Source organism: Mesorhizobium sp. WSM4814 (assembly GCF_055811595.1).
Genome location: NZ_JBVVQT010000001.1, coordinates 638,731 through 663,657, shown reverse-complemented (window position 1 = coordinate 663,657; position 24,927 = coordinate 638,731). Strand labels below are relative to the sequence as shown.

Sequence of the window (24,927 nt, the reverse complement as noted above, 5' to 3'; positions counted from 1 at the left end):
AAGGCAAGAACGACGCTACGTCGGCCTTTTGAACGCCTTGCGCTCCGCCTCGACCTGCTCGCGGCAGACACAGCCTTCGAGATGGTCGTTGACCAGCCCCATGGCCTGCATGAAGGCGTAGACGGTGGTCGGGCCGACAAAGCTCCAGCCGCGCTTCTTCAGCTCCTTCGAAATCCGCACCGAGACTACCGTGGTCGGGTTGGCGCGCAGATGGGCGAGATCGACGATTTCGGGCCGTTCGTCCGGGCCGGGTTCGAATTTCCAAAACCAGGCCGCCAGCGAGCCGGCCTCGTCGGCCAATTCACGCGCGCGCCTGGCGTTGTTGATGGTCGAGACGATCTTGCCGCGGTGGCGAATGATGCCGGCATTGCCGAGCAGGCGCTCGACATCCTGTTCGGTGAAGGCGGCGATCCTGTCAATATCGAAGCCGGCGAACGCCTCGCGAAAATTCTCGCGCTTGCGCAATATGGTCAGCCAGGACAGGCCCGACTGAAAGCCTTCGAGGCAGATCTTTTCGAACAGCCTGAGGTCGTCGTCGACCGGCCGGCCCCATTCGTGATCGTGGTAGTGCAAATAGTCCGGCAGATTGCCGTGCCAGAAGCAGCGCGCGATACCATCGGGTCCAGCCAGCAGGCCTGTCTTCTCATCCATCGCACAATTCCATTGGTTAATGCGCCTCAGCGCTGCCTTTACCGCGGCTTTACCAGATTCCTGAACCGGCCGGTAACCACACCGAAAGCTTTACTGACAATGCAGCATTTTACGCATTCCGATTCATGTTTCGGTTGCTGCTCCGCGCCCAATGTTCGCGACATCGGGGACGCTTTTCTCGCCCCGGCGTGTTCGACGATCAGGGTGCGTTCCGATGAAGATATTTTTGTTCCCGCTGCTCGGCGCCGCTGCCGTACTGGCCGCCGCTACGCACTCCAGCGCCAATGACCGCTATGCCGACAGGCCGCCGGTGATGGTGAGCCCCGACCTTTCCGCGCCCTGGGTGCTGCAGCTTGGGCGCGCGCCGGGCATCGTCCGCCAGAACCGGCAAGAGATGCAAAAGCCGCAGCGCCGTTCTCAACGGCAGGCGCAACCGGCTCAGCTGCACACGGCGGCGGTGCAGGCGCCGTCAAAGAAGCGCATTATCGCGCGCCCGCAGATCAACCCGATCTACCTGCCGCAGGAAGTCGCCTATGACGGCCCGGAGAAGCCGGGCACGATCGTCATCGATACGCGGGAGAATTTCCTCTATCTGGTCGAGAACAACGGTAAGGCGCGGCGCTATGGCGTCGGCACCGGCAAGCCGGGCTTCGAATGGGCCGGCAAGCACAAAATCTCGCAGAAGAAGGTCTGGCCCGAATGGCGGCCGCCGGCGGTGATGATTTCGCGTGAGGCCGCCAAAGGCCGTTATCTGCCGACCTATGTCGCCGGCGGCGTCGAGAACCCGCTCGGCGCGCGCGCGCTCTATCTCGGCTCGACGCTCTACCGCATCCATGGCACCAACCAGCCCTGGACAATCGGCGGCGCCGTTTCGTCGGGCTGCATTCGCATGCGCAACGAGGACGTCGTCGACCTCTATGAGCGGGTCGATGTTGGCACGACGGTTGTGGTGATGTAATCTGCGGTTGATTTTGTCGCCGAGTCTGTCCAGAAGTCTCGGGATCATCGGAATACGGGGGACGGGCCGTGTGGGGATACGGTCGGTCACGAAAGGGCAGCGCGGCAAACCGCGCTGCCCTTTCTGTTTGCGGGACGCCATAGGATAGTTTGGCAGGATCGGGTGGTACGTCGCGCCCGCGGCATGGCGGTTCGCATTCTCGCTGCCATTCTCCTCGGTATTTTGCTATGTCGGCTGCAACGCTTCCAGACAAAGGCTTAAGCTCAATGTCCCTGTCCGATGACAGCCGCTATCTCCGGGGCGGCCCGGTCGCCCAACGCATCATCGCCTCGGTGCGTGAGGATGCGGCGATCGCCACCGCCGAAGGTTTTGCGCCCAAACTGATATCGATCACCGTCGGCGACACGGCTGCAGTCGACGTCTATGTGCGCAACCAGCGCGCCAAGGCGGCATTGGCCGGTATCGGCTTCGAGGAAAGGCGATTTCCCGCCGACATCACCGCCGGCGAACTCGAAGCAGCGATCCATGGCCTGAATGCCGATCCGCGCGTCACCGGTATCATCATCCAGCGGCCGGTGCCGGTGCATATCCCGATCAAGACACTTCAGGCGGCGGTGCATCCGCTCAAGGACGTCGAGGGCATGCACCCAGCCTCGATCGGCAACATCGTCTACAACCAGCTCGACCTCGCGCCGTGCACGGCGGCAGCCTCGGTCGAACTGCTCAAGGAGACCGGTCTCGATCTCAAGGGGCTCGAGGTCGTCATCGTCGGCCACTCCGAGATCGTCGGCAAGCCGATCGCCTTCCTGCTGATGAGCGAGGGCGCCACGGTGACGGTGTGCCATCACATGACGCGCTCGGTGGCAGCGCATGCGCGGCGTGCCGACGCGCTGTTCGTCGCCGTCGGCAAGCCGCGGCTGATCAAGGCCGACATGGTCAAGCCCGGCGCGGCCGTCATCGACATCGGCATCAATGCCGAGATCGGACCGGACGGGGAGAGCCGCATCGTCGGCGACGTCGACGCCGAGAGCGTCAAGCATGTGGCGTCCTGGATCACGCCGGTGCCGGGCGGCGTCGGCCCGATCACCGTGGCGATTCTTTTGCGCAACACGATGGTGGCGCTCAGCCGCCAGCGCGCGCGCTACCATGCGACCTATGGCGTGGTGGACAAGCTCGCAGCGGAATAAGCCGGCAGCGCCGGTGGATCACTCCGCTGCAACGGCTGCCCTGCTGTCCGGAACGCCCTCCGGCTGCGGCCCGCCATAGGCCCAGTCGAGCAGCTTTATCGTGTGCACCACCGGCAGTTTCGCGGCGGACGCAATCTGGGTGATGCAGCCGATGTTGCCGGTGGCGACGATTTCAGCACCGGTCGCCTCGATATTTCTCACCTTGCGGTCACGCAGTTGAGCCGAGATCTCCGATTGCAAAATGTTGTAAGTGCCGGCCGAGCCACAGCACAAATGCCCCTCGCGCGGCTCGCGCACGACGAAGCCGGCCTTGGCCAGAAGCTCCTTCGGCTGGCGGGTGATTTTCTGGCCATGCTGCATCGAGCAGGCGGAGTGATAGGCGACGATGGTGCCAGGCTGGCGCACCGGCTCGGGCAGCTCGAGTTCCACCAGATATTCGGTGATGTCCCTGGCCAGCGCCGACACCCGCGCCGCCTTTTCGGCATAGGCGGGATCGAGGCGCAGCATGAAACCATAATCCTTGATGGTGGTGCCACAGCCCGACGCAGTGATGACGATGGCGTCCAGCCCGACTTGGTCGATGGCGCGCGTCCAGGCGTCGACATTGCGCCTGGCCGAGGCAAGGGCTGCCGCCTCGCGGCCCATGTGATGCACCAGCGCGCCGCAGCAGCCCTCGCCCTCGGGAACCACGACCTCGACGCCGAGCCGCGTCAGCAGCGCGATCGTCGTGTCGTTGATGGCGGGATCGAGCACGGATTGCGCGCAGCCGGTAAGGATGGCGACGCGGCCATTTTTGCTCGTGCCCTGCCCGGCATGAATGCCCGGCGAAGCCATTGGCGAGGCCGCAGGAACCGACGCCGGGGCGAGCTTGAGCATCGCCCCCAGCGGCTTCAGCGCCGGGAGCTTTTCCAGCAATCCGGCGAATGGCTGGCCGAGCTTTGCCAGCTTGAGCGCAGCGCGAAACCGCGAGGGATAAGGCAGGACCAAGGCCAGCATGGCGCGCGTCAGCCGATCGGGCAGCGGCCGCTTGTAGGTTTCCTCGATATGGACGCGGGCGTGGTCGACCAGATGCATGTAGTTGACGCCCGACGGGCAGGTTGTCATGCAGGCGAGGCAGGACAGGCAACGGTCGATATGGGTGACGATCTGCTTGTCGGCCGGTCGGCCGTTCTCCAGCATGTCTTTGATCAGGTAGATCCGCCCGCGCGGCGAATCCAGTTCGTTGCCAAGCGTCACATAGGTCGGGCAGGTGGCAGTGCAGAAGCCGCAATGCACGCATTTGCGCAGGATCTTTTCCGATTCCGCGACATGCGGATCGGCAAGCTGGGCAGCTGAGAAATTGGTCTGCATCTCGTACCTCCTAAGCCATGCGGCCGGGGTTGAGGATCGCCTTCGGATCGAATTCGGCTTTGAGCCGCGCCGACAATGCTGCCAGGTGCGGCGCCTGCGGCTCGAACACCGGCACAGCGGCGCGATGCGAAGGGGCGGCACGCACCAGCGTCGCATGGCCGCCGCCATACTGTCTCACCAGTGCGCGCAGAAGATCGGCTTCGGGATCGCCATGCTCCATGCGCAGCCAGATCAGTCCGCCCTGCCAGTCATAAAAGGCATCGACGGCCGCCTGCATGCGCAGCGCCAGCACCATCTGGTGGCCTTGCGCCGGCGCCATCGACACGCGCCACACCGGCTTTTCCAGGCCGTCGGCAAACGGCGCACAATCGCGGATATCGCGCCAGACCGAATGCGAAGTCTCGCCCGAGATTTCCTCGAGCGGGCCGGCATTTCCGAGCAGATCTTTCAGTGCTGCGATGCGGTAGGCGACCGACGGGCCGAACCCCTCGACGCGCAGCAATGTCGCGGCGGTGCTGCCGAGACCGCCGCCGGCGACCCGTGCGGCAACGCGTTCGGGAAGATGGGCAGCACTCGACACTTCGGCGCTGGAGCCGAGCGCCAGCGCCATAGCGGCCGCGGCATGATCGTCGAGTAGGCCGCGCACAGCCAGCGTGACTTCGGTCTCGGCAGCGGGCAGCACCTTGAAGGTGACGTCGGTAAGAACGGCAAGCGTGCCCCAGCTGTTGGCCATGAGCTTGGACAGGTCATAGCCGGTGACGTTCTTGACCACGCGGCCGCCCGATTTGAACGCCTCGCCACGCCCGGAAACCGCTGCTATGCCAAGAATATGGTCGCGCGCCGCCCCGGCCTTCAGCCGGCGCGGACCGCAAAGGTTCGCGGCCAGTACGCCGCCGATCGTGCCTTTTCGCTTTTCGCCGCCGAGCAGCGGGCCATAATCCGGTGGCTCGAAAGCCAGCTGCTGGCCGTTTTCGGCAAGTAATTTTTCGATCTCGGCGAGCGGTGTGCCTGATTTCGCCGACAGCACCAGTTCAGCCGGCTCGTAGAGTGTCACGCCTGACAGTTTCGACAGGTCGAGCGTGTGCTCGGTCTGCAGCGGACGGCCGATGCCGCGCTTGGAGCCGTGACCAAGAATTTCGAGCGGCGTTTCTTCCGCCGCCGCCCAGGCGACAGTGGCGAGAGTTTCGGCGGTGGTGGCGGCGGTGAAGGTGGTCATCGCTGCAGAACCATCTCGAAGATAGATAGGTCGAGTTCTGTCGCGCCCCCCTCTGTCCTGCCGGACATCTCCCCCACAAGGGGGGAGATTGGCAGCTTCGCGGACGGCACTCTTCCTGCAACGTTGGCGATTGGCGAAACCGAAAATGACGGCCAATCTCCCCCCTCGTGGGGGAGATGTCCGGCAGGACAGAGGGGGGCGCGAAGGATCGCGGCGTTAGTGAAGCAAGCCCCCATCACCTCAAAACCTCGGAATATCCGGAAACGCCGTCTGGCCGCGATGCACGTGCATGCGTCCGAGTTCAGCGCAGCGGCGAAGCTGCGGAAACACCTTGCCCGGGTTGAGCAGATGGTTGGGGTCGAATGCGCATTTGACCCGCATCTGCTGGTCGAGGTCGATCTGGTTGAACATTTCCGGCATCAGGTCGCGCTTCTCGACGCCGACGCCGTGCTCGCCGGTCAGCACGCCGCCGACCTTGACGCAAAGCCGCAGGATGTCGGCGCCGAAACTTTCCGCCTTGTCGAGCTCGCCCGGCACGTTGGCGTCATAGAGGATCAGCGGATGCAGATTGCCGTCGCCGGCATGGAAGACGTTAGCGACGCCGAGCCCGTATTTTTCGGAAAGTTGACGCATGCCGTGCAGGACGCGCGGCAGTTCCTTGCGCGGGATGGTGCCGTCCATGCAGTAATAGTCCGGCGAGATGCGGCCGACCGCCGGAAAGGCCGCCTTGCGGCCGGCCCAGAAACTCAGCCGCTCCTGCTCCGATTGCGAGATGCGGCATGTGGTCGAGCCGTTCCTATAGGCGATTGCCTCAACCAGGCCGATCAAATGATCGACCTCGACGCCCGGCCCGTCCAGTTCGACGATCAGCAGCGCCTCGACATCCAGGGGATAGCCGGCATGGACGAAATCCTCGGCAGCATGGATCGCGGGGCGGTCCATCATCTCCATGCCGCCCGGGATGATACCGGCGCCGATGATGTCGGCGACGCATTGGCCGCCCTGCTCGCTGGTCGGGAAGCCGATCAGCAGCGCGCGAGCCGTCTCCGGCTTCTTCAGGATGCGCACGGTGACCTCGGTGACGACGCCGAGCAGCCCTTCGGAACCGGTCATCACCCCGAGCAGGTCGTAGCCCTCCGCGTCGAGATGCTTGCCACCGAGCCGCACCACCTCGCCGTTCATCAGCACCATCTCGATGCCGAGCACATTGTTGGCGGTAAGGCCGTATTTGAGGCAATGCACGCCACCGGAATTCTCCGCGACATTGCCGCCGATCGAGCAGGCGATCTGGGAGGATGGATCGGGGGCGTAATAAAAGCCCTCCTGCTCGACGGCGGTGGTGATGCCGAGATTGGTGACGCCCGGCTGGGCGACGACGGTGCGGTTGGGAAAATCGATCTCGAGGATGCGGTTGAAGCGGCTCATCACCAAGAGCACGGCGTCTTCCAGCGGCAGCGCGCCGCCTGACAGCGAGGTGCCGGAACCGCGCGGCACGACGCGGATGTTGCGGTCGTTGCAATATTTCAGCACGCGCGAGACCTGCGCCACCGTTTCGGGCAGCACCACGACCAGCGGCAATTGCCGATAGGCGGTGAGGCCGTCGCTCTCGAAGGCGCGCATCGAATTGGCAGCGTCGACGACGCCCTCGCCGGGCACGATGATGCGCATATCGGCGACGATCTCGTCGCGCCGGCGCATCGTCGCGTCGTCTGACTTCGGCATCAGCAGGCCGGACATCACAGTCTCCTTCGATCGACTGGTAAAAATCTTTTACCAGCGGCAGGCGCTTGTTGCAAATCCTGCTTTGGCCGAAATCGGGACGATCTTGCGCGGGTCGGCGAGAGGGAAGCGCTGACTTTCTCCCCCCTCTGTCGCCTTCGGCGACATCTCCCCCTCAAGGTGGGAGATTGCCTGCCTGCTCGCCTGCCGGCTTGGCGGGTTCGGAGTGCAGGCGGCGCACTCGGCGCACGCCCCACCAGACCAGCAGGATGGCGAGCGGCACCGAGGTGGCGGTGACGACCTCGGGCGCGACGGCGTGGCCGAAGATCGAGGCGCCCTTGGCGAGGTAGCCGATGAGCCCGACGACGTAGTAGGAGACGGCGGCGACCGAGAGACCCTCCACCGTCTGCTGGAGCCGCAATTGCAGGCGGGCGCGGTTGTTCATCGACGCCAGCAGGTCGCGGTTCTGCTTCTCGACCTCGACGTCGACCCAGGTGCGCAGCAGCGTGGTGGCGCGGGTGAGCTTGGTCGACAGATTGGCCTGACGCTCTTCGACCGAACGGCAGGTGCGCATGGCTGGGGCGACGCGGCGCTGCAGGAAGCCGCCCCAGGTGTCGTAGCCGGGCACCGCCTCTTCCTCCAGCGCCTCCAGCCGTTCGCGGACGATGCCGTCATAGGCGCGGCTGGCGCCGAAGCGATAGAGGCTGGAGGCTGCATCGGCCTCCAGTTCGGCGGCAAGCTCGGTCAGGTCGGCAAGCAGCGTCTGGTTGTCGCGGGTTTCGGCGACCTTCATTTCCAATGTGGTCTGCGCCAGCCGGTCTTCGATGCGGCGGGCGCGACCGGACAGCATCAGCGCCAGCGGCAGGCCAAGCATGGCCAGCGTGCGGTAGGTTTCGATATCGATCAGCCGCTGCGCCAGCGCGCCGGTGCGTGCCGGCGTCAGGCCGCGGTCGAGCACCAGCATGCGGGTCATGCCGTCACCGTCCTGGCGGAAATCGGTGACGATGGCGGCGTTGCCGCGCTCGACCAGCGAATAGCACAGGCTGGTCGGGTCGAAGCCGGCGATCAGCCTTTCGCTCGCCTGCGTCCATTTGCGGATTTCGAGCCTGATGCCGGAAATCACCGTTCCCGGCGGCGAAAAGCCGTTGCCGAAAGGCGAACCTTCCTGGCGCTGGCCGCTCTCGGAGAGCGGACCTTCCCACAGATAGGTGGAGAATTCGGTATGCCGCTCCCAGCGCAGCGAGCCCTTGCCCCACTTCATCGCGTGGTGGCGGGCATGAGGGTCCGGCGCGGCGATGCCGAGGCGCCGCGACAGTTCGGAAAGCACTGCCTGATCGACGCCGGAGCCGGCTTCGGTCATGAACGAAAGCTGCACCAGCACGCGCGGCTTCTCGACCAGCGGATGCGGACGGGCGTGAACCTCGCCGAGCGCGCCAGGCCGTCCTTCATGCGCGGGAAAGCCCATGACGCTGCCCTCGACGCGCGGCTGGAATTTTGGATTGGACGGGTCATCTGCCACGGCTGGTCCCCCGGGCCTGGTGCACTCGCGTCCCTCTAGAGCCAATTGCCGGGGCAAGCAAACAACAAATTAGCCGAAAGCGATATGCCGGGCGACATCGGCTTCGGCCAAGCGGGCAAACTGGATAAATAATTTGACCAGTTGCTGACACTGGCCTTATCCTGCGCGACACCGGTTCAATCCCCAGGCCATCCCCGTTGAGCGACATTTTCTCCAGAATCGAGCATTCCCGCACCGCCGACGAGGTGGTGCAGCAGATCGAGAGTCTGATCCTCGAAGGCGTTCTGCGCACCGGCGACAGGCTGCCGGGCGAGCGCGAGCTGGCGCGCCGGTTCGAGGTGTCGCGGCCGATCCTGCGCGATGCGCTGAAGGCGCTGGAGGGGCGCGGGCTTTTGACGACCCGGCCCGGCGGCGGCACCCATGTCGCCGATGTCATCGGCCAGCTGTTCACCAAGCCGGTGACGGACCTGATCTCCATGGATCGCAAGGCGGCGACCGACTATCTGGAATACCGCCGCGAGATCGAGGCGGTGGCGGCCGAGTACGCGGCGCGGCGCGCCACATCAGACGACCTGGCGCTGCTCGACCGCATCATGGCGCGCATGGACGAGGCGCACCGGACCGGCAATTTCGACGACGAGGCGGAAATCGACGTCGAGTTCCACCACGCGATCTGCGAATGCGCGCACAACATCATCCTGTTGCACACGCTGCGCTCGTGCTACCGGCTGCTGTCGGAGGGCGTGTTCCAGAACCGGCTCCTGGTGTTCAACGTGCCGGGCGCGCGCGAGGCGCTGCTTTCGCAGCACCGGGCGATCTACGCGGCGGTCAAGGCCGGCGATCCGGCGGCCGCGCGGCAGGCGGCGATGGACCACATCAGCCATGTCGAACGCACCATGGCCGAGGCCGAGCGCAGCGGCGACTGGCAACGCGTGTCGCGGCTGAGGCTGATGCAGCGCTCGGAAGCCGGCGACAGCGAGCCGGCACGAAAACGCTCGTGAGCGCCGGCCAAGAATTGCGACGAATTAGCGAACCATCAGCGGGAAGCCCACGAGCATGATCCTCACCATCGCCGATCTCAAGGACCTGGCGCGCCGCCGCGTGCCGAAGATGTTCTTCGACTATGCCGATTCCGGTGGATGGACCGAAAGCACCTACCGGGCCAATGAGGAGGATTTCCAAAAGATCAAGTTCCGCCAGCGCGTGCTGGTCGACATGAGCAACCGCTCGCTGGAATCGACCATGATCGGCGAGAAGGTGGCGATGCCGGTGGCGCTGGCGCCGACCGGCATGACCGGCATGCAGCACCCCGACGGCGAGATGCTGGCGGCGCAGGCGGCGGAGGAATTCGGCGTGCCGTTCACGCTGTCGACGATGAGCATCTGCTCGATCGAGGATGTCGCATCGGTGACCAGGAAGCCGTTCTGGTTCCAGCTCTATGTGCTGCGCGACAAGGATTTCGTCCTCAGTCTCATCGACAGGGCGAAGGCGGCGAAGTGCTCGGCCCTGGTGCTGACGCTCGACCTGCAGATCCTGGGCCAGCGCCACAAGGACATCCGCAACGGGCTGTCGGCGCCGCCGCGCTTCACGCCGAAGCATGTCTGGCAGGTGGCGACCAGGCCGGGCTGGTGCCTTGGCATGGCCGGCACCAAGCGCCGGACTTTTCGCAACATCGTCGGCCACGCCAAGGGCGTCGGCGACCTCAACTCGCTGTCGTCGTGGACGACGGAGCAATTCGATCCGCATCTGTCGTGGAAGGACGTCGCCTGGATCAAGGAGCGCTGGGGCGGCAAGCTGATCCTGAAGGGCATCCTCGACAAGGAGGACGCGCTGATGGCGGCCAAGACCGGCGCCGACGCGATCATCGTCTCCAATCATGGCGGACGCCAACTCGACGGCGCGCCGTCGTCGATTTCGGTACTGGAAGAAATCGCCGACGCGGTCGGCGACACGATCGAAGTGCATATGGATGGCGGCATCCGCTCTGGCCAGGACGTGCTGAAGGCGCTGTGTCTCGGCGCCAAGGGCACCTATATCGGCCGGCCTTTCCTCTACGGCCTCGGCGCGCTCGGCAAGGATGGAGTCACCAAAGCCTTGGAAATCATCCGCAAGGAGATGGACATAACGCTGGCACTGTGCGGAAAGCGTCTGGTGACCGACATGGGCAAGGATCAGCTTCGGCGTTAGACTCCCGTGGCGGCATGATCACGGAGATGGAAGCATTGACTGCCCCCGGCATCCACTTTCTCGACGCGCGCGGACCGGAAGGCATGCGCATCTATGCGGTCGGCGACGTGCATGGCCGGCTCGACCTGCTCGCCGCCATGTACCGCCGGATTGCGGCCGAGATCAGCCAGGCGCGGCCGGCCGACTGGCGTGTCGTCCATCTCGGCGACTATGTCGACCGCGGCCCGGACTCCAAGGGCGTCATCGATTTCCTGATCGAAGTGCGAAAACGCGACCCGCGCCACCTGATGCTCGCCGGCAACCACGACATCGGCTTCCTAGACTTCCTCGACACTCCCGATGCGGACGGGCTTTTCATGCGCTATGGCGGCATCCAGACCGCGCAATCCTATGGCGTAGCGCTCAATGAAGGTGGCGGCGCGTGGTTCGGCAGGTCCGAGGCGGCATTGCGGCAAGGCCATGCAGCACTTGTCGAGGCCGTGCCGAAAAGCCATGTCGAGTTCCTGCAGTCGCTGCCGTTTTCACTGACCTTCGGCGACTTCTTCTTCTGCCATGCCGGCATCCGGCCGGGCATTGCGCTGGAAAGTCAGAGCGCGCAGGACCTGATCTGGATCCGCGATGTCTTCCACACTCATTCCGGCCTGCATCCAAAAATCGTGGTGCATGGCCACACGCCGGTGCCGGAGGCCGAGGTGATGGTCAACCGCGTCAATATCGACACGCTTGCCTACCAGACGGGAAACCTCAGCGCGCTCGTCGTCGACGGTGCCGACAAGCGTATCCTGGTGGTGTCGGGCGAGAGGGGTTAAAGCGCTTAGCGAAGCGCGGCGGTGACGCCGTAGCCGTCGACGGCGTTGTGGTTGTTGGCTGCGTCGCCGGCGTAGGTGCCGAGGCCGCACAAGAAGATGGCCGACAACATGACAAAGGACAGAAGCGCTGCTTTCACGGACGTCATCTCTTGGTTAGGCTTTCTGCATCTGTGCACGGGGTGGGTTACGAATGGGTTGAAACGGAAAATGCGTCTTAAAGTTTCGACGATTTCGCGCTTTTAGGCATGTTCTGTATCGGCGATGTGTCGCGCGAGTGACCCAAAAGGTTCATCGCGTTGCACGGAAGATGCAGAGCGGGTGCCTTCTAGGGTGGCGGGCGGCCACAAGCCAAGCACGAAACATGCTGTCCACAGCGGATTTTTGCCGGCGTGCCAAATATGCAACGTCGATACTGACTGATCAGATCGTCGCCACCCAGGCGCGGGCGATGGCCAGCCCGGCGGCATCGGCAGCCGCTCCGTGGCGGGCCATTTCGTCATCGAGCCGATCGCTCCAGTCCGGGTGCCGTTCGGCAATGAGCGATGCGAAGGATGCGCTCCAGTCGCGGACCATCGGCCGATCCGCCTCGAAATGGAACTGGAAGCCATAGACGGCGCGGCCGATGCGAAACGCCTGGTTCTCGGCGACGTCGTTGCCGGCGAGCCGCACGGCATTTTCGGGCAAGACAAAGGTGTCGTCGTGCCATTCGAAGATCGGGAAATTTTCGGGCAGCGCGCCGAGCACCGGATCGGCCGTCGCAGCCGGCGTGAGCGAGACCTTGTGCCAGCCGAATTCCGAGGCGCCGCCGATCCGGTTCTCGCCGCCGAAGGCGCGCGCCACCAGTTGGCTGCCAAGGCAGATACCGAGCACGGCGCGATCCTTGCCGGCGAAATCGCGCGTCAGGTCGAGAAGTTCAGGAAAATACGGGCAGATCTCGTCGTCCAGCGCATTCTGGGCGCCGCCGAGCACGACCATGGCGTCGTGCGCAGCGCTGTCCTGCGGCAGCATCTCGCCACCATAGGGCCGGCGCAGGTCGATATCGGCGCCTGCCTCGACAAGCGCTGCGCCGATCTGGCCAAGGCCCTCGCTGTCGAAATTCTGGACCACCAGCACCCGCATCGAAAAACCTGCTGACATGAAAACGATGCGACGAGCGATATCATGCCGCCGTCATTCCGGCCAAGATACGCATTCGGGGAGAAAGCTATGCCACTGCAGAATCGGGTCGACCCGTTCGGCGTCATCCACGCCGTGCCGGAGCGCGGCCTGTTCATGGGCAATCGCGGCATCATCCATGACCCCGAAACGAAGGCGCTGCTGAAAAAACGCTGGGCGCTGCAGGCCTGGATCATCTGCGTCTGCGGATTCCGCGATGTGCGGCGCGAGCCGATGGGCCGCAACCGGAACGGCGGCAAGGCCGGCTGGACCGAATTGTTTTTCCTGGACGAGGTGACCGCGCTCGCGGCCGGGCATCGGCCCTGCTTCTTCTGCCGGCGCGAGCGGGCCAGGGATTTCGTCCGGCGCTTCGGCGTCGCCTTCGGCATTGCCGCGCCGCGCGCACCGCAGGTCGACAAGCGGCTGCATAGGGAGCGGCCGGCGTCGGGTGGGCAGGCACCGGTCGTATCCGCAGAAGAGCTTGCCGGGTTGCCGGACGGCTCGATGATCTCGTCAGGAAACAGGGCGTACGCCCTGTTTGACGGCGCCGCACTGCCCTGGAGTTTCAGCGGTTATGGCCAACCGGTAGGGTTCGCCGGTTTTACTGACGTTCCAATCCGCCTGCTCACGCCGACGACCACCGTTGCTGTGCTGAGGCAGGGCTACCAACCTGTCTGGCATCCCGCCAAAGCAATCGCTTCGGACGAATGACGGTTTCGCTTCTGGTGTCGACCTCGGCGCTGCCCCTCATCGCCCTGCCGGGCACTTCTCCCCGTATAGTGACGGGGAGAAGGGGCTGACCGCAACGTCGGCGCTCTACTTGCTGCGCCCGCGATTTGCGAAACCGGCGACGACAGCGCCCCTCTCCCCGTCACTATACGGGGAGAGGATGCCGGCAGGCAGGTGAGGGGCAGCGCAAACGCGCGAGAGGGTGACGGCAAATTCAAACATGTAGCGATTGGGCTTGGCATCCCTCGGCCGAGACTTGACGCCACGAGCCGGCTCGCCCATTCCTCGGCGATGCGCGCCAATTACAAGATGCAGCGGCTGTTCGTGCCGGACGATCTCGGACCGGATATCGAGTTCGAGGCGAGCCCGCAGCAGGGCCATTACCTGATGCATGTGCTGCGGCTCGGCGAGGGCGCCGAAATCCTGTTGTTCAACGGCCGCGACGGCGAATGGTCGGCTTCTATCGCCGCCAGGTCCAAAAAGACGGTGCGGCTGAAGGTGCTGGCCTTGCAGCGGCCGCAGCCGCCGCTGCCCGACCTCGTCTACTGCTTTGCGCCGCTTAAGCAGGGTCGGCTCGACTATCTGGTGCAGAAGGCGGTCGAGATGGGCGCCGGCGTCCTGCAGCCGGTCATTACCCAGCACACGCAGGTGGCAAAGCCCGCCATCGAACGGCTGCGCGCCAATGTCGTCGAGGCCGCCGAACAATGCGGCATCCTTGCGGTGCCGGAAGTGCGCGAAGCGGAAAAAATCGAGCGCCTGCTGGCCGGCTGGGACAAGGAGCGGCGGTTGATCTACTGCGACGAGGATGCTTCCACCAACAATCCGCTGCCGGCGCTGCAGGAGGTGCGGGAGAAGAAGCTCGGGCTGCTGGTCGGCCCCGAGGGCGGGTTTTCCGACGTGGAACGAAGGATGCTGCGGACGCTGCCTTTCGTCACCGCGATTCCGCTCGGGCCGCGCATCCTGCGCGCCGACACGGCTGCGGTGGCGGCGCTGGCGGTGATACAGGCGACAATCGGCGATTGGTGAGGCACTTCCCTTCTCCCCTTGTGGGCCTTGTGGGAGAAGGAAGAAGCAGCCAATCAATTCCCGTTACCCTGTGGCTCAGGATTTTTCGCTTGATCGCCTACTGACATTTCGTCCATCTAGCGCCGGCGGTCGTCCGACCACCTACAGCGCCGCGCGTCCTTTCGGACGCGCAAAGGACGCTGTAGCACTTGATTGGGCACATGATCCTTTCCGAAAATCGAAGCCGATTTTCGGGGTCATGTGCTAGAGGACCTGTAATGGCGCGCGACACAACCGATTTCCGGCCGATCGAAGGCGTCGACGAGCTTGTCGAGCACCTGGCTGAAGGCAACAAGCCGCGCGACAAATGGCGCATCGGCACCGAACACGAGAAATTCCCGTTCTATGTCGACGGCAATGCGCCGGTGCCCTATGGCGGCGAGCACGGCATCCGCGCCATTCTCGAAGGCATGCAGGAAAAACTCGGCTGGGATCCGATCATGGATGCCGGCCGCATCATCGGCCTGGTCGAGCCGACCGGCCGCGGCGCGATCTCGCTGGAACCCGGCGGCCAGTTCGAACTGTCCGGCGCGCCGCTGGAGACGATCCACCAGACCTGCCGCGAGGGCAATGCGCATCTGGCGCAGGTGCGCGAGATCGCCGAGCCGATGGGCATCCGCTTCCTCGGCCTCGGCGGCAGCCCGAAATGGTCGCTGGCCGAGACGCCAAAAATGCCAAAATCGCGCTACGAGATCATGACGCGCTACATGCCCAAGGTCGGCAGCAAGGGCCTCGACATGATGTACCGCACCTGCACCATCCAGGTGAATCTCGACTTCGAGAGCGAGGCCGACATGCGCCGCAAGATGCAGGTGTCGCTGAAGCTGCAGCCGCTGTCGACGGCGCTGTTCGCCAACTCGCCGTTCACTGAGGGCCGGCCCAACGGATTTCAGAGCTGGCGCGGCGACATCTGGCGCGACACCGACAACCAGCGCTCGGGCCTGCTCGACTTCTGCTTCTCGCCCGATTTCGGCTTCGCCGACTATGTCGAATGGGCGCTCGACGTGCCGATGTACTTCGTCATCCGCGACGGCAACTACCACGACATGACGCACGTCACCTTCCGCCAGTTCATGGCAGGTGCGGCCCGCAACGAGATTTCTGACGGGCTGCCGACGATGGGCGATTGGGCGAACCATTTGTCGACGCTGTTTCCCGACGTGCGACTGAAGCGTTTCCTTGAAATGCGCGGCGCCGATGGCGGACCGTGGCGGCGCATCTGCGCGCTGCCGGCTTTTTGGGTCGGGCTGCTCTACGACGCGGCGGCGCTCGACGCGGCCGAGGCGCTGACCTCGAGTTGGAGCTATGAAGAGGTGCTGGCGATGCGCAACGCCGTGCCGGAACAGGGCATTTCGGCGCCGTTCCGCAACACGACACTGCGCGAGATCGCCCGCGACGTGCTCGTCATCTCGCGCATGGGGCTGAAGAACCGCGGCCGCAAGAACCGCGACGGCTATGACGAAACGTCGTTCCTCAGCACGCTGGACGAAGTCGTCGCGCGCGGCACCACCAGCGCCGAGGAACTGCTTTCCGCCTATCATACGCGCTGGGGTGGCTCGATCGAGCCGGTGTTCATGGAGTATGCGTATTAGCCGTTTGCTATCGGCTTGGCCGACGGCTCGGGAAACGCGCTTTCCGAAATCGATTCCGATTTTCGGGCCGATGCGGTAGGCTCTCCTACGAGGATTTTCCCGAGGAGAAAACCAATGGCTTCCTTGTTCGACATTCTGGCGCAGGCGCAGAACGGTAACGGCATGCAGGCCCTGGCCCAACAGTTCGGCCTTTCGCAGCAGCAAGCGCAATCGGCGGTCGAGGCGCTGCTGCCGGCCTTTTCACAGGGGCTGAAGCGCAGCACCTCCGACCCCTACGGGCTCGGCGCGTTCATGACGGCAATGGCCAGTGGCCAGCACGCCAAATATTTCGAGGACGCAGGCCGTGCCTTCTCGCCGCAGGGCGTCGATGAAGGCAACGGCATTCTTGGCCATCTGTTCGGCTCAAAAGACCTGTCCCGCGCCGTTGCCAGCCAGGCAGCGCAGGCGAGCGGCGTCAGCCAGCAGATCTTGCAGCAGATGTTGCCGGTCGTGGCTTCGATGATGATGGGCGGCCTGTTCAAGCAGACCACAAATCAGATGCAGGCAGCAGGCGGATTCGGCGGCGGCAGCAATCCGCTCGGCGAGATCATCGAGCAGATGATGCGGCAGGCCGGCGGCGGCGCGCAGGCGCCGCAACAGCGCCAGGCACCGCAGCCCGGCCCGATGGACAATCCGTTCGGCAAGGTGCTGCAGGACATGTTCGGCGGCGCGCAGCAGCCGCAGGGTCAGCCGCAGCAGGCGCCCAATCCCTACGGCGACAATCCGCTCGGCAAGGTACTGCAGGACATGTTCGGCGGTGGTGTACAACAGACGCAGCCGCGTCAGGCGCCGCAGCAGCGCGAAACGCCGCAGCCGCAGACCAATCCGAGCGGCAGGCCACGCAATCCGTTCGACGATTTGTTCGGCAAGATGTTCGAGGCAGGTGCGCAGCAACGCGACGATTACCAGAAGGGCATGGAGTCGATCTTCGATCAGTTCAAGCGAGGCATGGACCGGCGCTAGCGTGGCAGCACCCGAGTCGAGATCCTGTGAGCAGAAGATTGGAGCAGATGCGCCGCAACCCTCGCGGCGATTGGTCAATATCGGATGCAAAGGCAGTTTGTGACGAGGCAGGCGTCCATTGTGTGCCGCCAAGATCCGGTGGGTCGCATTACAAGGTCTATCATTCAGCAATGACCGACATTCTGACCGTGCCTTTCAAACGCCCCATCAAACCCGTATATATTCGAAAACTCGTGGCATTCATCGACGAGGCAAAGAGACATGACGGGAAAACTTGAATATCCGGTCGTCATCGCACCGCTGGCTACGGAAGATGGGGGCGGATTTTCGGCGCTGGTACCTGACCTGCCCGGCTGCATGAGCGATGGCGATACTCCTGAAGAGGCCATCGCGAACGTCCAGGACGCCATATCATCCTGGATAGAAGCCGCGCACGAAGTTGGTAGATCGGTACCACGGCCGTCGCGAAAGCTGGCCTTCGCCTGATTTCAAAAAGAAAAATGCCCGATCCTTGGGAGGACCGGGCAGTGCGCAGGCGGGCCGGCGGGGAAACCGGCAGGGAGTGGGGGCCTGCGAAGTCCTTTAGCGCCGTGCCCCAAAGGGCACGCAGCCAGCGCGATCAGGTCACCTGCGGGCAATATCCTCGATCGTTTCCGTGCGATCGGCCGCGATGGCGCGAAGCCTCTCGGTTGGATCGCGGCCGAACGGCACGTCGATGGCGACGTGGAGATCGCCGCGCGTCAAGCCGATGTCGGCAAGTTCGGCGTCCGACATCTCGCCAAGGCGATAGAAGGCGCGGCGGTTTTTCCAAGCGCGATAGACATTGGAGATGGTGTTGACCACGCGCGCCGCAATAGCCGGACGCGACGTGATGCGCGAAGTCTCGGTGGCGAAATCAAACGTAGCCATGTCAGTCTCCTTCATATTCGAACGGACGAAGACGGGCGATCGGCGCTGGAAACAGCCGCCGTTCCGGTCCCGATTCACATAGAAAATGCAGGTCGTTGTCCTAAAACCGGTGACCACTTTTAGGCGACCTGCATTGCCGTCATGTGGACAGTCGTAAATTTGCCATCGTTCGATTGATTAATCCAACGAATGTTTCTAATCTTTAACATCAACTCTAGTGATGGATTAGACCGATGAAAGCGCCACTCGATCTCGATCAGTTGCAGACCTTCGTCTCAATCGTCGACACCGGCAGCTTCACCCGCGCGGCGGAAACGGTGCATCGGACCCAGTCGGCGGTGTCCATGCAGATGCGCCGGCTGGAGGAGCGGATCGGCAAGCCGCTGTTCGAAAAGGACGGGCGCACCAACAGGCTGACCGAGGAAGGCGACAGGCTGCTCTCCTACGCAAGACGGTTGCTGTTCCTCAATCGGGAAACGCTGGCCGCCTTCGACGACCGGCGGCTCGAAGGCACGATCCGCATCGGCACGCCGGACGACTATGCCGATCGCTTCCTGCCCGAGATCATGGCCCGCTTCGCCCGTTCCAACCCACGGGTCGAACTGACCGTGATCTGCGAGCCGACGCCGGGGCTGGTCGAGCATATCAAGCGCGGCAATCTCGATCTGGCACTGGTGACGCATAGTGACGCGCACGGCCAGTCGGAAGTGGTGCGGCGCGAACCGCTGCTGTGGGTGACTTCGGCCAACCATGCGACGCATGAACAGGACGTTCTGCCGATGGCCTTCGGCCGGCCGAACTGCATCTGGCGGCGGGCCGCGGTCGACGTGCTTGACCGGCAGAACCGCGACTACCGCATCCTGTTCACCAGCTTCTCGGCGACAGTCATCACCGCCGCGGTGCTTTCCGGCCTGGCGATCTCGGTGCTGCCGGAATGCGCGCTGCGCCCCGGCATGCGGGTTCTGGGCGAACCCGACGGATTCGGCGCCCTGCCCGATTGCCGCATCGGCATCATGCGCGGCCAGACGTCGCGGCCGGAGATCGTCGACGCGCTGGCCCGTCACATTTCGGAAAGCCTCGACAATATTTCCGTGCCGCTCGGCGAAGAGACGGGAAACTTCGACTTCGCAGCCTTTTCGAAGATGAAGCGGGGCAAGCCGAACCAGATCGTGCCGGGCTGGTAAGGATCAGGCGGATACTGCTGCCGGCGTGCTGTCGTTGCCAGGCAAAAGGCCGGCCAGCCGCAGCAATTGCGCCGGCTCCAGCGGCAGCGACAGCAGATGGCCCTGAAACTCTCGGCAGCCCATGGCGACGAGCAGCGCCTTTTGCTCCTCGGTCTCCACGCCTTCCGCGGTGACGCCGACGTTAAGAGCGTCGGCAAGATCGACCAGCGCCCTGACGATCGCCGCCGAACTCTCGTCGCGGCCGAGGAGGTTCACGAAGGAGCGGTCGATCTTGAGCTTGTCGATGGCGTGGCGGCGCAGATAGTTCAGCGACGAATAGCCGGTGCCGAAATCGTCGAGCACTATGGCGATCCCCGACCGGCGCAAGGCAGCCAGAGCCGCCCTGGTCGTATCGTTGTTGTCCAACAGCACGCCCTCGGTGATCTCGAGCTGCAGGCGCCCTGGCGCCAATCCGGTCTCGGCGAGAACTGCCGCAAGCTGCTCGGCGAAACCGGTGTCGCGCAGTTGCAGCGGCGACACGTTGACGGCCACCCAAGGCAATTCTGTGCCGACAGCGAAGCGGCAAGCCTCTTGCAGCACCCATTTGCCAAGCTGGCCGATCATGCCACGTTCTTCGGCGATAGCGATGAATTGTGCCGGCGGCAAGCCACCGTGGACCTCATGTCCCCAGCGGATCAGCGCCTCGGCACCGAGGATCGTGCTGCCGTCCGCCGCAAAGATCGGCTGATACGCCAGCTTGATCCCGGTTCCGCCATTCAGGGCGTGGCGAAGCTCGCTCTCAACCTGGCGCTTGCGCAACAGCAGGTCGTCCATGTCGCCGGCGAAGACCTGGTAGCGGCCGCGGCCGTTCTTCTTGGCTTCGTAAAGCGCGATATCGGCCTTGCGCAGCAAGTCGTCCGCATCGGCATCCGGACCGGTCGACAATGCTATGCCGATGCTGGCGCTGACAAAAACCTGGTCGTCGGCCAGCTTGAACGGCTCCTGCAGCTTTTGAAGCAGACCCTCCGAAACATCTTCGGCGCCTCGGATGTCGTTAACATCAATCAAGATCATGGCGAACTCATCGCCGCCGAGCCGTGCCACCGTGTCGACCTCCCGGATTGCCTGCTGGAGCCTCGCGGCGGTCTGGCGGACAAGCTCGTCGCCGGCAGGATGGCCAAGCGTGTCGTTGACGTGCTTGAAACGGTCGAGGTCGAGATAAAGCAGTGCCACTTTGGCTGTTTCGTGACTGGCCGTGAGCAAAGCACGCCGGAGCCGGTCCTCGAACAGCGCCCGGTTGGGAAGGCCGGTGAGCGTGTCGTGGAAGGCGAGATACTGCGCCTCGGCCTGACTGGTCTGCAGCGCCGACGATGCACGGCGGAGGCGGCGCAGCAGGAATGCCAGGACACCTGCCGCGAGCAGCGCGCCACCGATCAGGGCCGGCCCTGCCTCGCGCACAAGCGCGCTGCCGGGCCGCTCCTGATCCCAGCCGGCATAGGCCAGGATGACGCCGCGTGAGTCGACCAGCGGAATGGCAGCCCCGCCGACCGGCTGCGACAACGGCAGCAGGCGGGCGCCCGCCAACAGATATTGCCCGGCGATCTTGGCCAGCAACGCGTCGGTGATGAAGTCCACCGAGATATGAAGGTATTCGCTGCCAGGCGCCTGGATGACGCGGTCGGAACTCGGCACCAGCGGCATGATGCTAAGGATGGCAGGTTTTCCGTCAAGCTCCACCAGATCCCCTGCGGCCAATTTGACCGGACCGCCGGCCAAGTCTTCTTTCGCCGGCTCGCGGATCAACCGGCGCACCCTTTCGACCGTGGGCAACAGAACCGGTTTATCCTCGCTGTAACGCGCCGGCGCCAGCACGTTTCCTTCACGCATCGCATGGACCGGACGATCGGCGGCATCCAGTACATAGACGCGATCATGCCCATAGTAGGAATACATCCAGACGCTGATGTTATCGATCATCCAGTCCACGTTGCCGGCCTTGGCATTGATGACGGAATCGTCCCAGACGGCGATGCTTTCCTGCTCGCGATCCACCGCCGCGATCCGGTCCCGCATGCCGTTGGCGAAAAGGATTTTCTGCCGCTCGAGGGAGACGCTATCCGCCTGCACAGTGGCGTAAAAGCCAAAGCCGACGACCATGGCAAGCGCGAAAATGGCAAGCGCCATCACCGTCAGCGTGACCTGGAACGTTAATGGGCTGCGTTGAAGACGACGGCTCATGCGTCCTGGCCACTCTCTTTTCCGCACAGTCATCAGATCGGGTTAAGATCGAGTTATGACATCGGCTACGAGCGACGGCCTTGACGCCGGCCAACAACCGCCCCCCAATCGGCCAATGAGCGACGCTGCATCCGAATCACGTACCAACGCCACCGAATACACGGTCAGCGAGATTTCCGGCGCGCTGAAGCGCACGGTCGAGGACGTCTTCGGCAATGTGAGGGTGCGCGGCGAAATATCAGGCTATCGCGGGCCGCACTCCTCCGGCCATGCTTATTTCTGCCTCAAGGACGACCGCGCACGGCTCGACGCCGTGGTCTGGAAGACTACGATGGGCCGGCTGAAATTCCGCCCTGAAGAAGGCATGGAGGTGATCGCCACCGGCCGGCTCACCACCTATCCCGGAAAGTCCACCTACCAGATCGTCATCGACAATCTGGAGCCCGCCGGCGCCGGGGCGCTGATGGCACTGCTGGAAGAGCGCAAGCGCCGGCTGCAGGCCGAAGGCCTGTTCGATGCCGGCCGCAAGCGCTTGCTGCCGTTCATGCCGCGCGTCATCGGCGTCGTCACCTCGCCGACAGGCTCTGTCATCCGCGACATCATCCACCGGATCAAGGATCGGTTTCCGCTGCATGTGCTAGTCTGGCCGGTGCGGGTGCAGGGCGAAACGGCCGGCGCCGAAGTGACCGCCGCCGTCAACGGCTTCAACGGACTGGCGCAGGATGGCGTCATCCCGCAGCCCGACCTGCTGATCGTGGCGCGCGGCGGCGGCAGCCTCGAGGATCTTTGGGGGTTCAATGACGAGGCGCTGGCCCGCGCCGTCGCCGCCTCGCGCATTCCGGTGATTTCCGCCGTCGGCCATGAAACGGACTGGACGCTGATCGACCTGGCGGCGGATGTGCGGGCGCCGACACCGACGGGTGCCGCCGAAATCGCCGTGCCCGTACGCGCCGACCTCGAAGTGACGCTTGCCGGCCTTGGTGCGCGGCTCAAGGCCGCGGTGTCGCGCAATTTCGAGCGCAAGCGCCAGGCGGTGCGTGCCGCCACCCGGGCGCTGCCCTCGCCCGACCAGTTGCTGGCATTGCCGCGCCGGCGTTTCGACGAGGCGACGAGCCGGCTTGGCCGGGCGCTGTCCGTCAGCGTCCAGCGCAAGCGAGCCAGGCTCCAGGCGCAGCGGCTGACGCCGGCCACCCTGTCGCGACGCATGAACGAGGCCCGCACACTGGCCGGCCGCGACCTTGGCCGCGCGCAAGCGGCGTTCTTCGCCATCGTGCGCGAGCGGCGAACGCGGTTTTCGCGCACCGCGGCGCGGCTGTCGCCGGCGCCGCTCGCAAGGCGGCAGAAATTGCAGGCAGATGCCCTAGTGGCGCTGTCGCGACGACAGGACCGGGTGATTTCGGTGCGGCTCGAGCGCTTGCGCGGGAAACTGACCCAGGCCGACCGGCTGCTGGCGACGCTGTCGCACAAGGCGGTGCTGGCGCGCGGCTTCGCCCTGGTGAAAGACGCCGACGGGGCGGTGATCAAGCAAGCGGCGGAAGTGACGCCGGGGCTGGCACTTTCGCTGGAGTTCGCCGACGGGACCGCCGATGCGATTGCGACCAGCGGCACGGCACGGCCGAAAACTGTTGCAAAGCCGGCCGCCAAAGCCAAGGAGCCTGGCAGCCAAGGCTCGCTGTTTTGAGTGCCGATGATTTCCGGCAATCCACATCACCAGACGACGCCTTCCGGCAAGCAGCGCGCGCGAGCCTTCGGCATTCGTTTTGACGGCACGCCCGGACCGTTCAACGCCATCACCGATGTGGCTGGCGTTGCGGTCGGTTATTCGACGCTGATTTCGGGCGAAGGTGCGCTGGTGGTCGGCGAGGGGCCGGTGCGCACCGGCGTGACCGCCATCCTGCCCAGACCGCGCGCCGAACTGGCCACGCCGGTCTTTGCCGGCATTTTCGGCCAGAACGGCAATGGCGAATTGACCGGCTCGCACATCATCGAGGAAACCGGTGCCTTCAATTTTCCGATCACCATCACCAACACGCATTCCTGCGGCGTTTCACGCGACGCAACGCTGCGCTGGATGCAGCGCGTGCTGCCGGCCGCGCTCGACAGCGGCTGGGGCCTGCCGGTGGCGGCGGAGACCTATGACGGCTTCCTGAACGACATCAATGGCCACCATCTCGGGTTTGAGCATGTCGCCGCGGCCCTCGATGGCGCGACCTGCGGATCGATCGAGGAAGGCAGCGTCGGCGGCGGCACCGGCATGATCGCCTTCGGTTTCAAGGCAGGCTCCGGCACGGCATCGCGCCTCGTCGAATGGCACGGCCGGCGCTACACGGTCGGCGCCTTCGTGCAGGCGAATTTCGGCAGGCGGAGCAATTTTACCATTCGCGGCCTGCGCGCCGGGCCCGATCTCGTCGAACCGGCGATCCGCGAAAGCACGCCGCGTGCGGAAAAGGGTTCAATCATCGGGATCGTCGCCACCGATGCGCCGTTGCTGCCGCATCAGATGAAGCGGCTGGCCCGCCGGGTGCCGCTCGGCGTCGCCATGACCGGCGGCTTCGGCTATCACAGCTCGGGCGATATTTTCCTGGCCTTTTCGACCGCCAACCGCGAGGCGGCGCTGGCGCCGCCAGGCCGCATCGCCAGCGCCGACTTTATCCCGGATACCGACATCGACCCGTTCTTCGACGCCGTGATCGGGAGTGTGGAGGAAGCGATCCTCAATGCGCTGGTCGCCAATGACGACATGACCGGGCGCGACGGCAATTTCGTGCCGGCGCTGCCAAAGGCATGGCTCAAGAGCAAATTCGGGGCTAGGCAGGGAAAGTAGACCTGTGTGGCGTGTCACGCGTCGCACAGGTGAATAGACGCCTTTTGCCGGGTCGGCATGTCACTCGCTAAAGCGCGTCGCGTTTGAAGGGATTCATGCGACGCCATTTAGTTCTTTGTTTTATGCATGTCGTTATCCCAAAACCGCTGCGCACTTTTGGGCGACATGCATTAGTCCGAATTCTTTTCGTCCTGGTCGGCCTCAGCCGCCTCTTCCAGCCTCGACGCGATAAGTTCCTGAATGTCGCCGACCTCTTCCTGGATATCCTCCAGCGGTATGCCGGCCTCAGCAGCCTTCGCCGCGCATTCCTTGGCGAGGGTCTCGGCCTGCTCCTCGATCCTGTCCAGCGAGGACTGGCAGTGGACCTTTTCGCCGATCCACTCCTGCAAGAACTCGATCGCGTGTTCGCTCATGCTGCTGTTCCCTGGCGGCTGCGCCGGTTGGTAATCATAAACGCCGGCATCCCCGAAAAGATGCACGCTCCTATTCCAACCGAGTCGCCGTCACCCGGCAAGCCGATCTTGCCCAAGCTCCACAGGGCTGACGGAAATCGAAGGTTCAAGGAGCACATTCTAATTCTGAAGGAGATTCTATTTTCCTGAGCAGACTGGCACCGTTGGCTGGGATCAGGTCCCGGATCGCGCCATTGTTTCT

The 24,927-nt window shown here is 64.3% G+C and carries 23 protein-coding genes; 13 read left to right on the top strand and 10 right to left on the bottom strand.

Features of this window, described 5'->3' with window-relative positions:
• Positions 1-15 precede the first annotated feature (15 nt).
• Positions 16-651 (bottom strand): DNA-3-methyladenine glycosylase I, encoded by a 636-nt coding sequence (locus AC0L2V_RS03130; protein WP_473519381.1) that lies wholly within the window; start codon positions 649-651, stop codon positions 16-18.
• A 214-nt stretch (positions 652-865) separates the two neighbouring features.
• Here AC0L2V_RS03130 and AC0L2V_RS03125 point away from each other — a divergent pair, with 214 nt between their 5' ends.
• Both AC0L2V_RS03125 and AC0L2V_RS03120 read left to right on the top strand, forming a co-directional pair.
• The gene (locus AC0L2V_RS03125; RefSeq protein ID WP_473519380.1) at positions 866-1,609 is read left to right on the top strand and encodes a L,D-transpeptidase; all 744 of its coding nucleotides are present in this window, start codon (positions 866-868) and stop codon (positions 1,607-1,609) included.
• 266 nt (positions 1,610-1,875) lie between these two features.
• Positions 1,876-2,796 (top strand): bifunctional 5,10-methylenetetrahydrofolate dehydrogenase/5,10-methenyltetrahydrofolate cyclohydrolase, encoded by a 921-nt coding sequence (locus AC0L2V_RS03120; RefSeq protein WP_473519379.1) that lies wholly within the window; start codon positions 1,876-1,878, stop codon positions 2,794-2,796.
• Between the two features lie 18 nt (positions 2,797-2,814).
• Here AC0L2V_RS03120 and glcF read toward each other — a convergent pair whose 3' ends face one another.
• The 4 genes from glcF to AC0L2V_RS03100 all read right to left on the bottom strand — a co-directional run bounded on the left by glcF (position 2,815) and on the right by AC0L2V_RS03100 (position 8,600).
• Positions 2,815-4,146 carry a glycolate oxidase subunit GlcF gene (gene glcF, locus AC0L2V_RS03115; RefSeq protein WP_473519378.1) on the bottom strand — a complete coding sequence of 444 codons (1,332 nt, stop codon included), beginning with the start codon at positions 4,144-4,146 and terminating at the stop codon, positions 2,815-2,817.
• A 10-nt stretch (positions 4,147-4,156) separates the two neighbouring features.
• Positions 4,157-5,362, bottom strand: coding sequence for a glycolate oxidase subunit GlcE (gene glcE / locus AC0L2V_RS03110; RefSeq protein ID WP_473519377.1), 1,206 nt, complete (start codon positions 5,360-5,362; stop codon positions 4,157-4,159).
• Between the two features lie 240 nt (positions 5,363-5,602).
• Complete coding sequence (locus AC0L2V_RS03105; protein ID WP_473519376.1) at positions 5,603-7,099, bottom strand: FAD-linked oxidase C-terminal domain-containing protein; 1,497 nt, start codon at positions 7,097-7,099, stop codon at positions 5,603-5,605.
• 157 nt (positions 7,100-7,256) lie between these two features.
• Positions 7,257-8,600, bottom strand: coding sequence for a DUF3422 family protein (locus AC0L2V_RS03100; protein WP_473519375.1), 1,344 nt, complete (start codon positions 8,598-8,600; stop codon positions 7,257-7,259).
• A 197-nt stretch (positions 8,601-8,797) separates the two neighbouring features.
• Here AC0L2V_RS03100 and AC0L2V_RS03095 point away from each other — a divergent pair, with 197 nt between their 5' ends.
• Genes AC0L2V_RS03095 through AC0L2V_RS03085 form a run of 3 tightly spaced genes read left to right on the top strand, consistent with a single transcriptional unit; the run spans position 8,798 to position 11,596 of the window.
• Positions 8,798-9,601, top strand: coding sequence for a FadR/GntR family transcriptional regulator (locus tag AC0L2V_RS03095; protein WP_473519374.1), 804 nt, complete (start codon positions 8,798-8,800; stop codon positions 9,599-9,601).
• Positions 9,602-9,656: 55 nt separating this feature from the next.
• Entirely contained in the window at positions 9,657-10,787 is a 1,131-nt protein-coding gene (locus tag AC0L2V_RS03090) for an alpha-hydroxy acid oxidase (RefSeq protein WP_473519373.1), read from the top strand.
• 35 nt (positions 10,788-10,822) lie between these two features.
• Positions 10,823-11,596: a metallophosphoesterase gene (locus AC0L2V_RS03085; protein ID WP_473519415.1), complete on the top strand. Its 774-nt coding sequence runs from the start codon at positions 10,823-10,825 to the stop codon at positions 11,594-11,596.
• 5 nt (positions 11,597-11,601) lie between these two features.
• On the opposite strand, the gene AC0L2V_RS03080 is transcribed toward AC0L2V_RS03085, so the two are convergent.
• Both AC0L2V_RS03080 and AC0L2V_RS03075 read right to left on the bottom strand, forming a co-directional pair.
• Entirely contained in the window at positions 11,602-11,733 is a 132-nt protein-coding gene (locus AC0L2V_RS03080) for a hypothetical protein (RefSeq protein ID WP_473511478.1), read from the bottom strand.
• A gap of 283 nt (positions 11,734-12,016) precedes the next feature.
• Complete coding sequence (locus AC0L2V_RS03075) at positions 12,017-12,715, bottom strand: type 1 glutamine amidotransferase (RefSeq protein WP_473519414.1); 699 nt, start codon at positions 12,713-12,715, stop codon at positions 12,017-12,019.
• 87 nt (positions 12,716-12,802) lie between these two features.
• Here AC0L2V_RS03075 and AC0L2V_RS03070 point away from each other — a divergent pair, with 87 nt between their 5' ends.
• The 5 genes from AC0L2V_RS03070 to AC0L2V_RS03050 all read left to right on the top strand — a co-directional run bounded on the left by AC0L2V_RS03070 (position 12,803) and on the right by AC0L2V_RS03050 (position 17,625).
• Entirely contained in the window at positions 12,803-13,462 is a 660-nt protein-coding gene (locus tag AC0L2V_RS03070; protein WP_473519372.1) for a hypothetical protein, read from the top strand.
• A 309-nt stretch (positions 13,463-13,771) separates the two neighbouring features.
• Complete coding sequence (locus tag AC0L2V_RS03065) at positions 13,772-14,506, top strand: 16S rRNA (uracil(1498)-N(3))-methyltransferase (RefSeq protein WP_473519413.1); 735 nt, start codon at positions 13,772-13,774, stop codon at positions 14,504-14,506.
• A gap of 257 nt (positions 14,507-14,763) precedes the next feature.
• The gene (locus tag AC0L2V_RS03060; protein WP_473519371.1) at positions 14,764-16,137 is read left to right on the top strand and encodes a glutamate--cysteine ligase; all 1,374 of its coding nucleotides are present in this window, start codon (positions 14,764-14,766) and stop codon (positions 16,135-16,137) included.
• 114 nt (positions 16,138-16,251) lie between these two features.
• Positions 16,252-17,139, top strand: coding sequence for a DUF937 domain-containing protein (locus AC0L2V_RS03055; RefSeq protein ID WP_473519370.1), 888 nt, complete (start codon positions 16,252-16,254; stop codon positions 17,137-17,139).
• Between the two features lie 261 nt (positions 17,140-17,400).
• The gene (locus tag AC0L2V_RS03050; protein WP_091595262.1) at positions 17,401-17,625 is read left to right on the top strand and encodes a type II toxin-antitoxin system HicB family antitoxin; all 225 of its coding nucleotides are present in this window, start codon (positions 17,401-17,403) and stop codon (positions 17,623-17,625) included.
• A 138-nt stretch (positions 17,626-17,763) separates the two neighbouring features.
• Here the strand turns inward: AC0L2V_RS03050 and AC0L2V_RS03045 are convergent, their stop codons facing one another.
• Complete coding sequence (locus AC0L2V_RS03045; protein WP_473519369.1) at positions 17,764-18,048, bottom strand: DUF1127 domain-containing protein; 285 nt, start codon at positions 18,046-18,048, stop codon at positions 17,764-17,766.
• A 233-nt stretch (positions 18,049-18,281) separates the two neighbouring features.
• On the opposite strand from AC0L2V_RS03045, the gene AC0L2V_RS03040 reads away from it, so the two are divergent.
• The gene (locus tag AC0L2V_RS03040) at positions 18,282-19,232 is read left to right on the top strand and encodes a LysR substrate-binding domain-containing protein (protein WP_473519368.1); all 951 of its coding nucleotides are present in this window, start codon (positions 18,282-18,284) and stop codon (positions 19,230-19,232) included.
• A 3-nt stretch (positions 19,233-19,235) separates the two neighbouring features.
• Here the strand turns inward: AC0L2V_RS03040 and AC0L2V_RS03035 are convergent, their stop codons facing one another.
• On the bottom strand, positions 19,236-21,449 hold the full coding sequence (locus AC0L2V_RS03035; RefSeq protein ID WP_473519367.1) for a putative bifunctional diguanylate cyclase/phosphodiesterase: 2,214 nt from the start codon (positions 21,447-21,449) through the stop codon (positions 19,236-19,238).
• A gap of 115 nt (positions 21,450-21,564) precedes the next feature.
• Here AC0L2V_RS03035 and xseA point away from each other — a divergent pair, with 115 nt between their 5' ends.
• Both xseA and AC0L2V_RS03025 read left to right on the top strand, forming a co-directional pair.
• On the top strand, positions 21,565-23,130 hold the full coding sequence (gene xseA / locus AC0L2V_RS03030; RefSeq protein WP_473519366.1) for an exodeoxyribonuclease VII large subunit: 1,566 nt from the start codon (positions 21,565-21,567) through the stop codon (positions 23,128-23,130).
• A 9-nt stretch (positions 23,131-23,139) separates the two neighbouring features.
• Complete coding sequence (locus AC0L2V_RS03025) at positions 23,140-24,273, top strand: DmpA family aminopeptidase (RefSeq protein WP_473519412.1); 1,134 nt, start codon at positions 23,140-23,142, stop codon at positions 24,271-24,273.
• Between the two features lie 170 nt (positions 24,274-24,443).
• Here AC0L2V_RS03025 and AC0L2V_RS03020 read toward each other — a convergent pair whose 3' ends face one another.
• Positions 24,444-24,686 carry a DUF768 domain-containing protein gene (locus tag AC0L2V_RS03020; RefSeq protein WP_027156330.1) on the bottom strand — a complete coding sequence of 81 codons (243 nt, stop codon included), beginning with the start codon at positions 24,684-24,686 and terminating at the stop codon, positions 24,444-24,446.
• Positions 24,687-24,927: the final 241 nt, after the last annotated feature.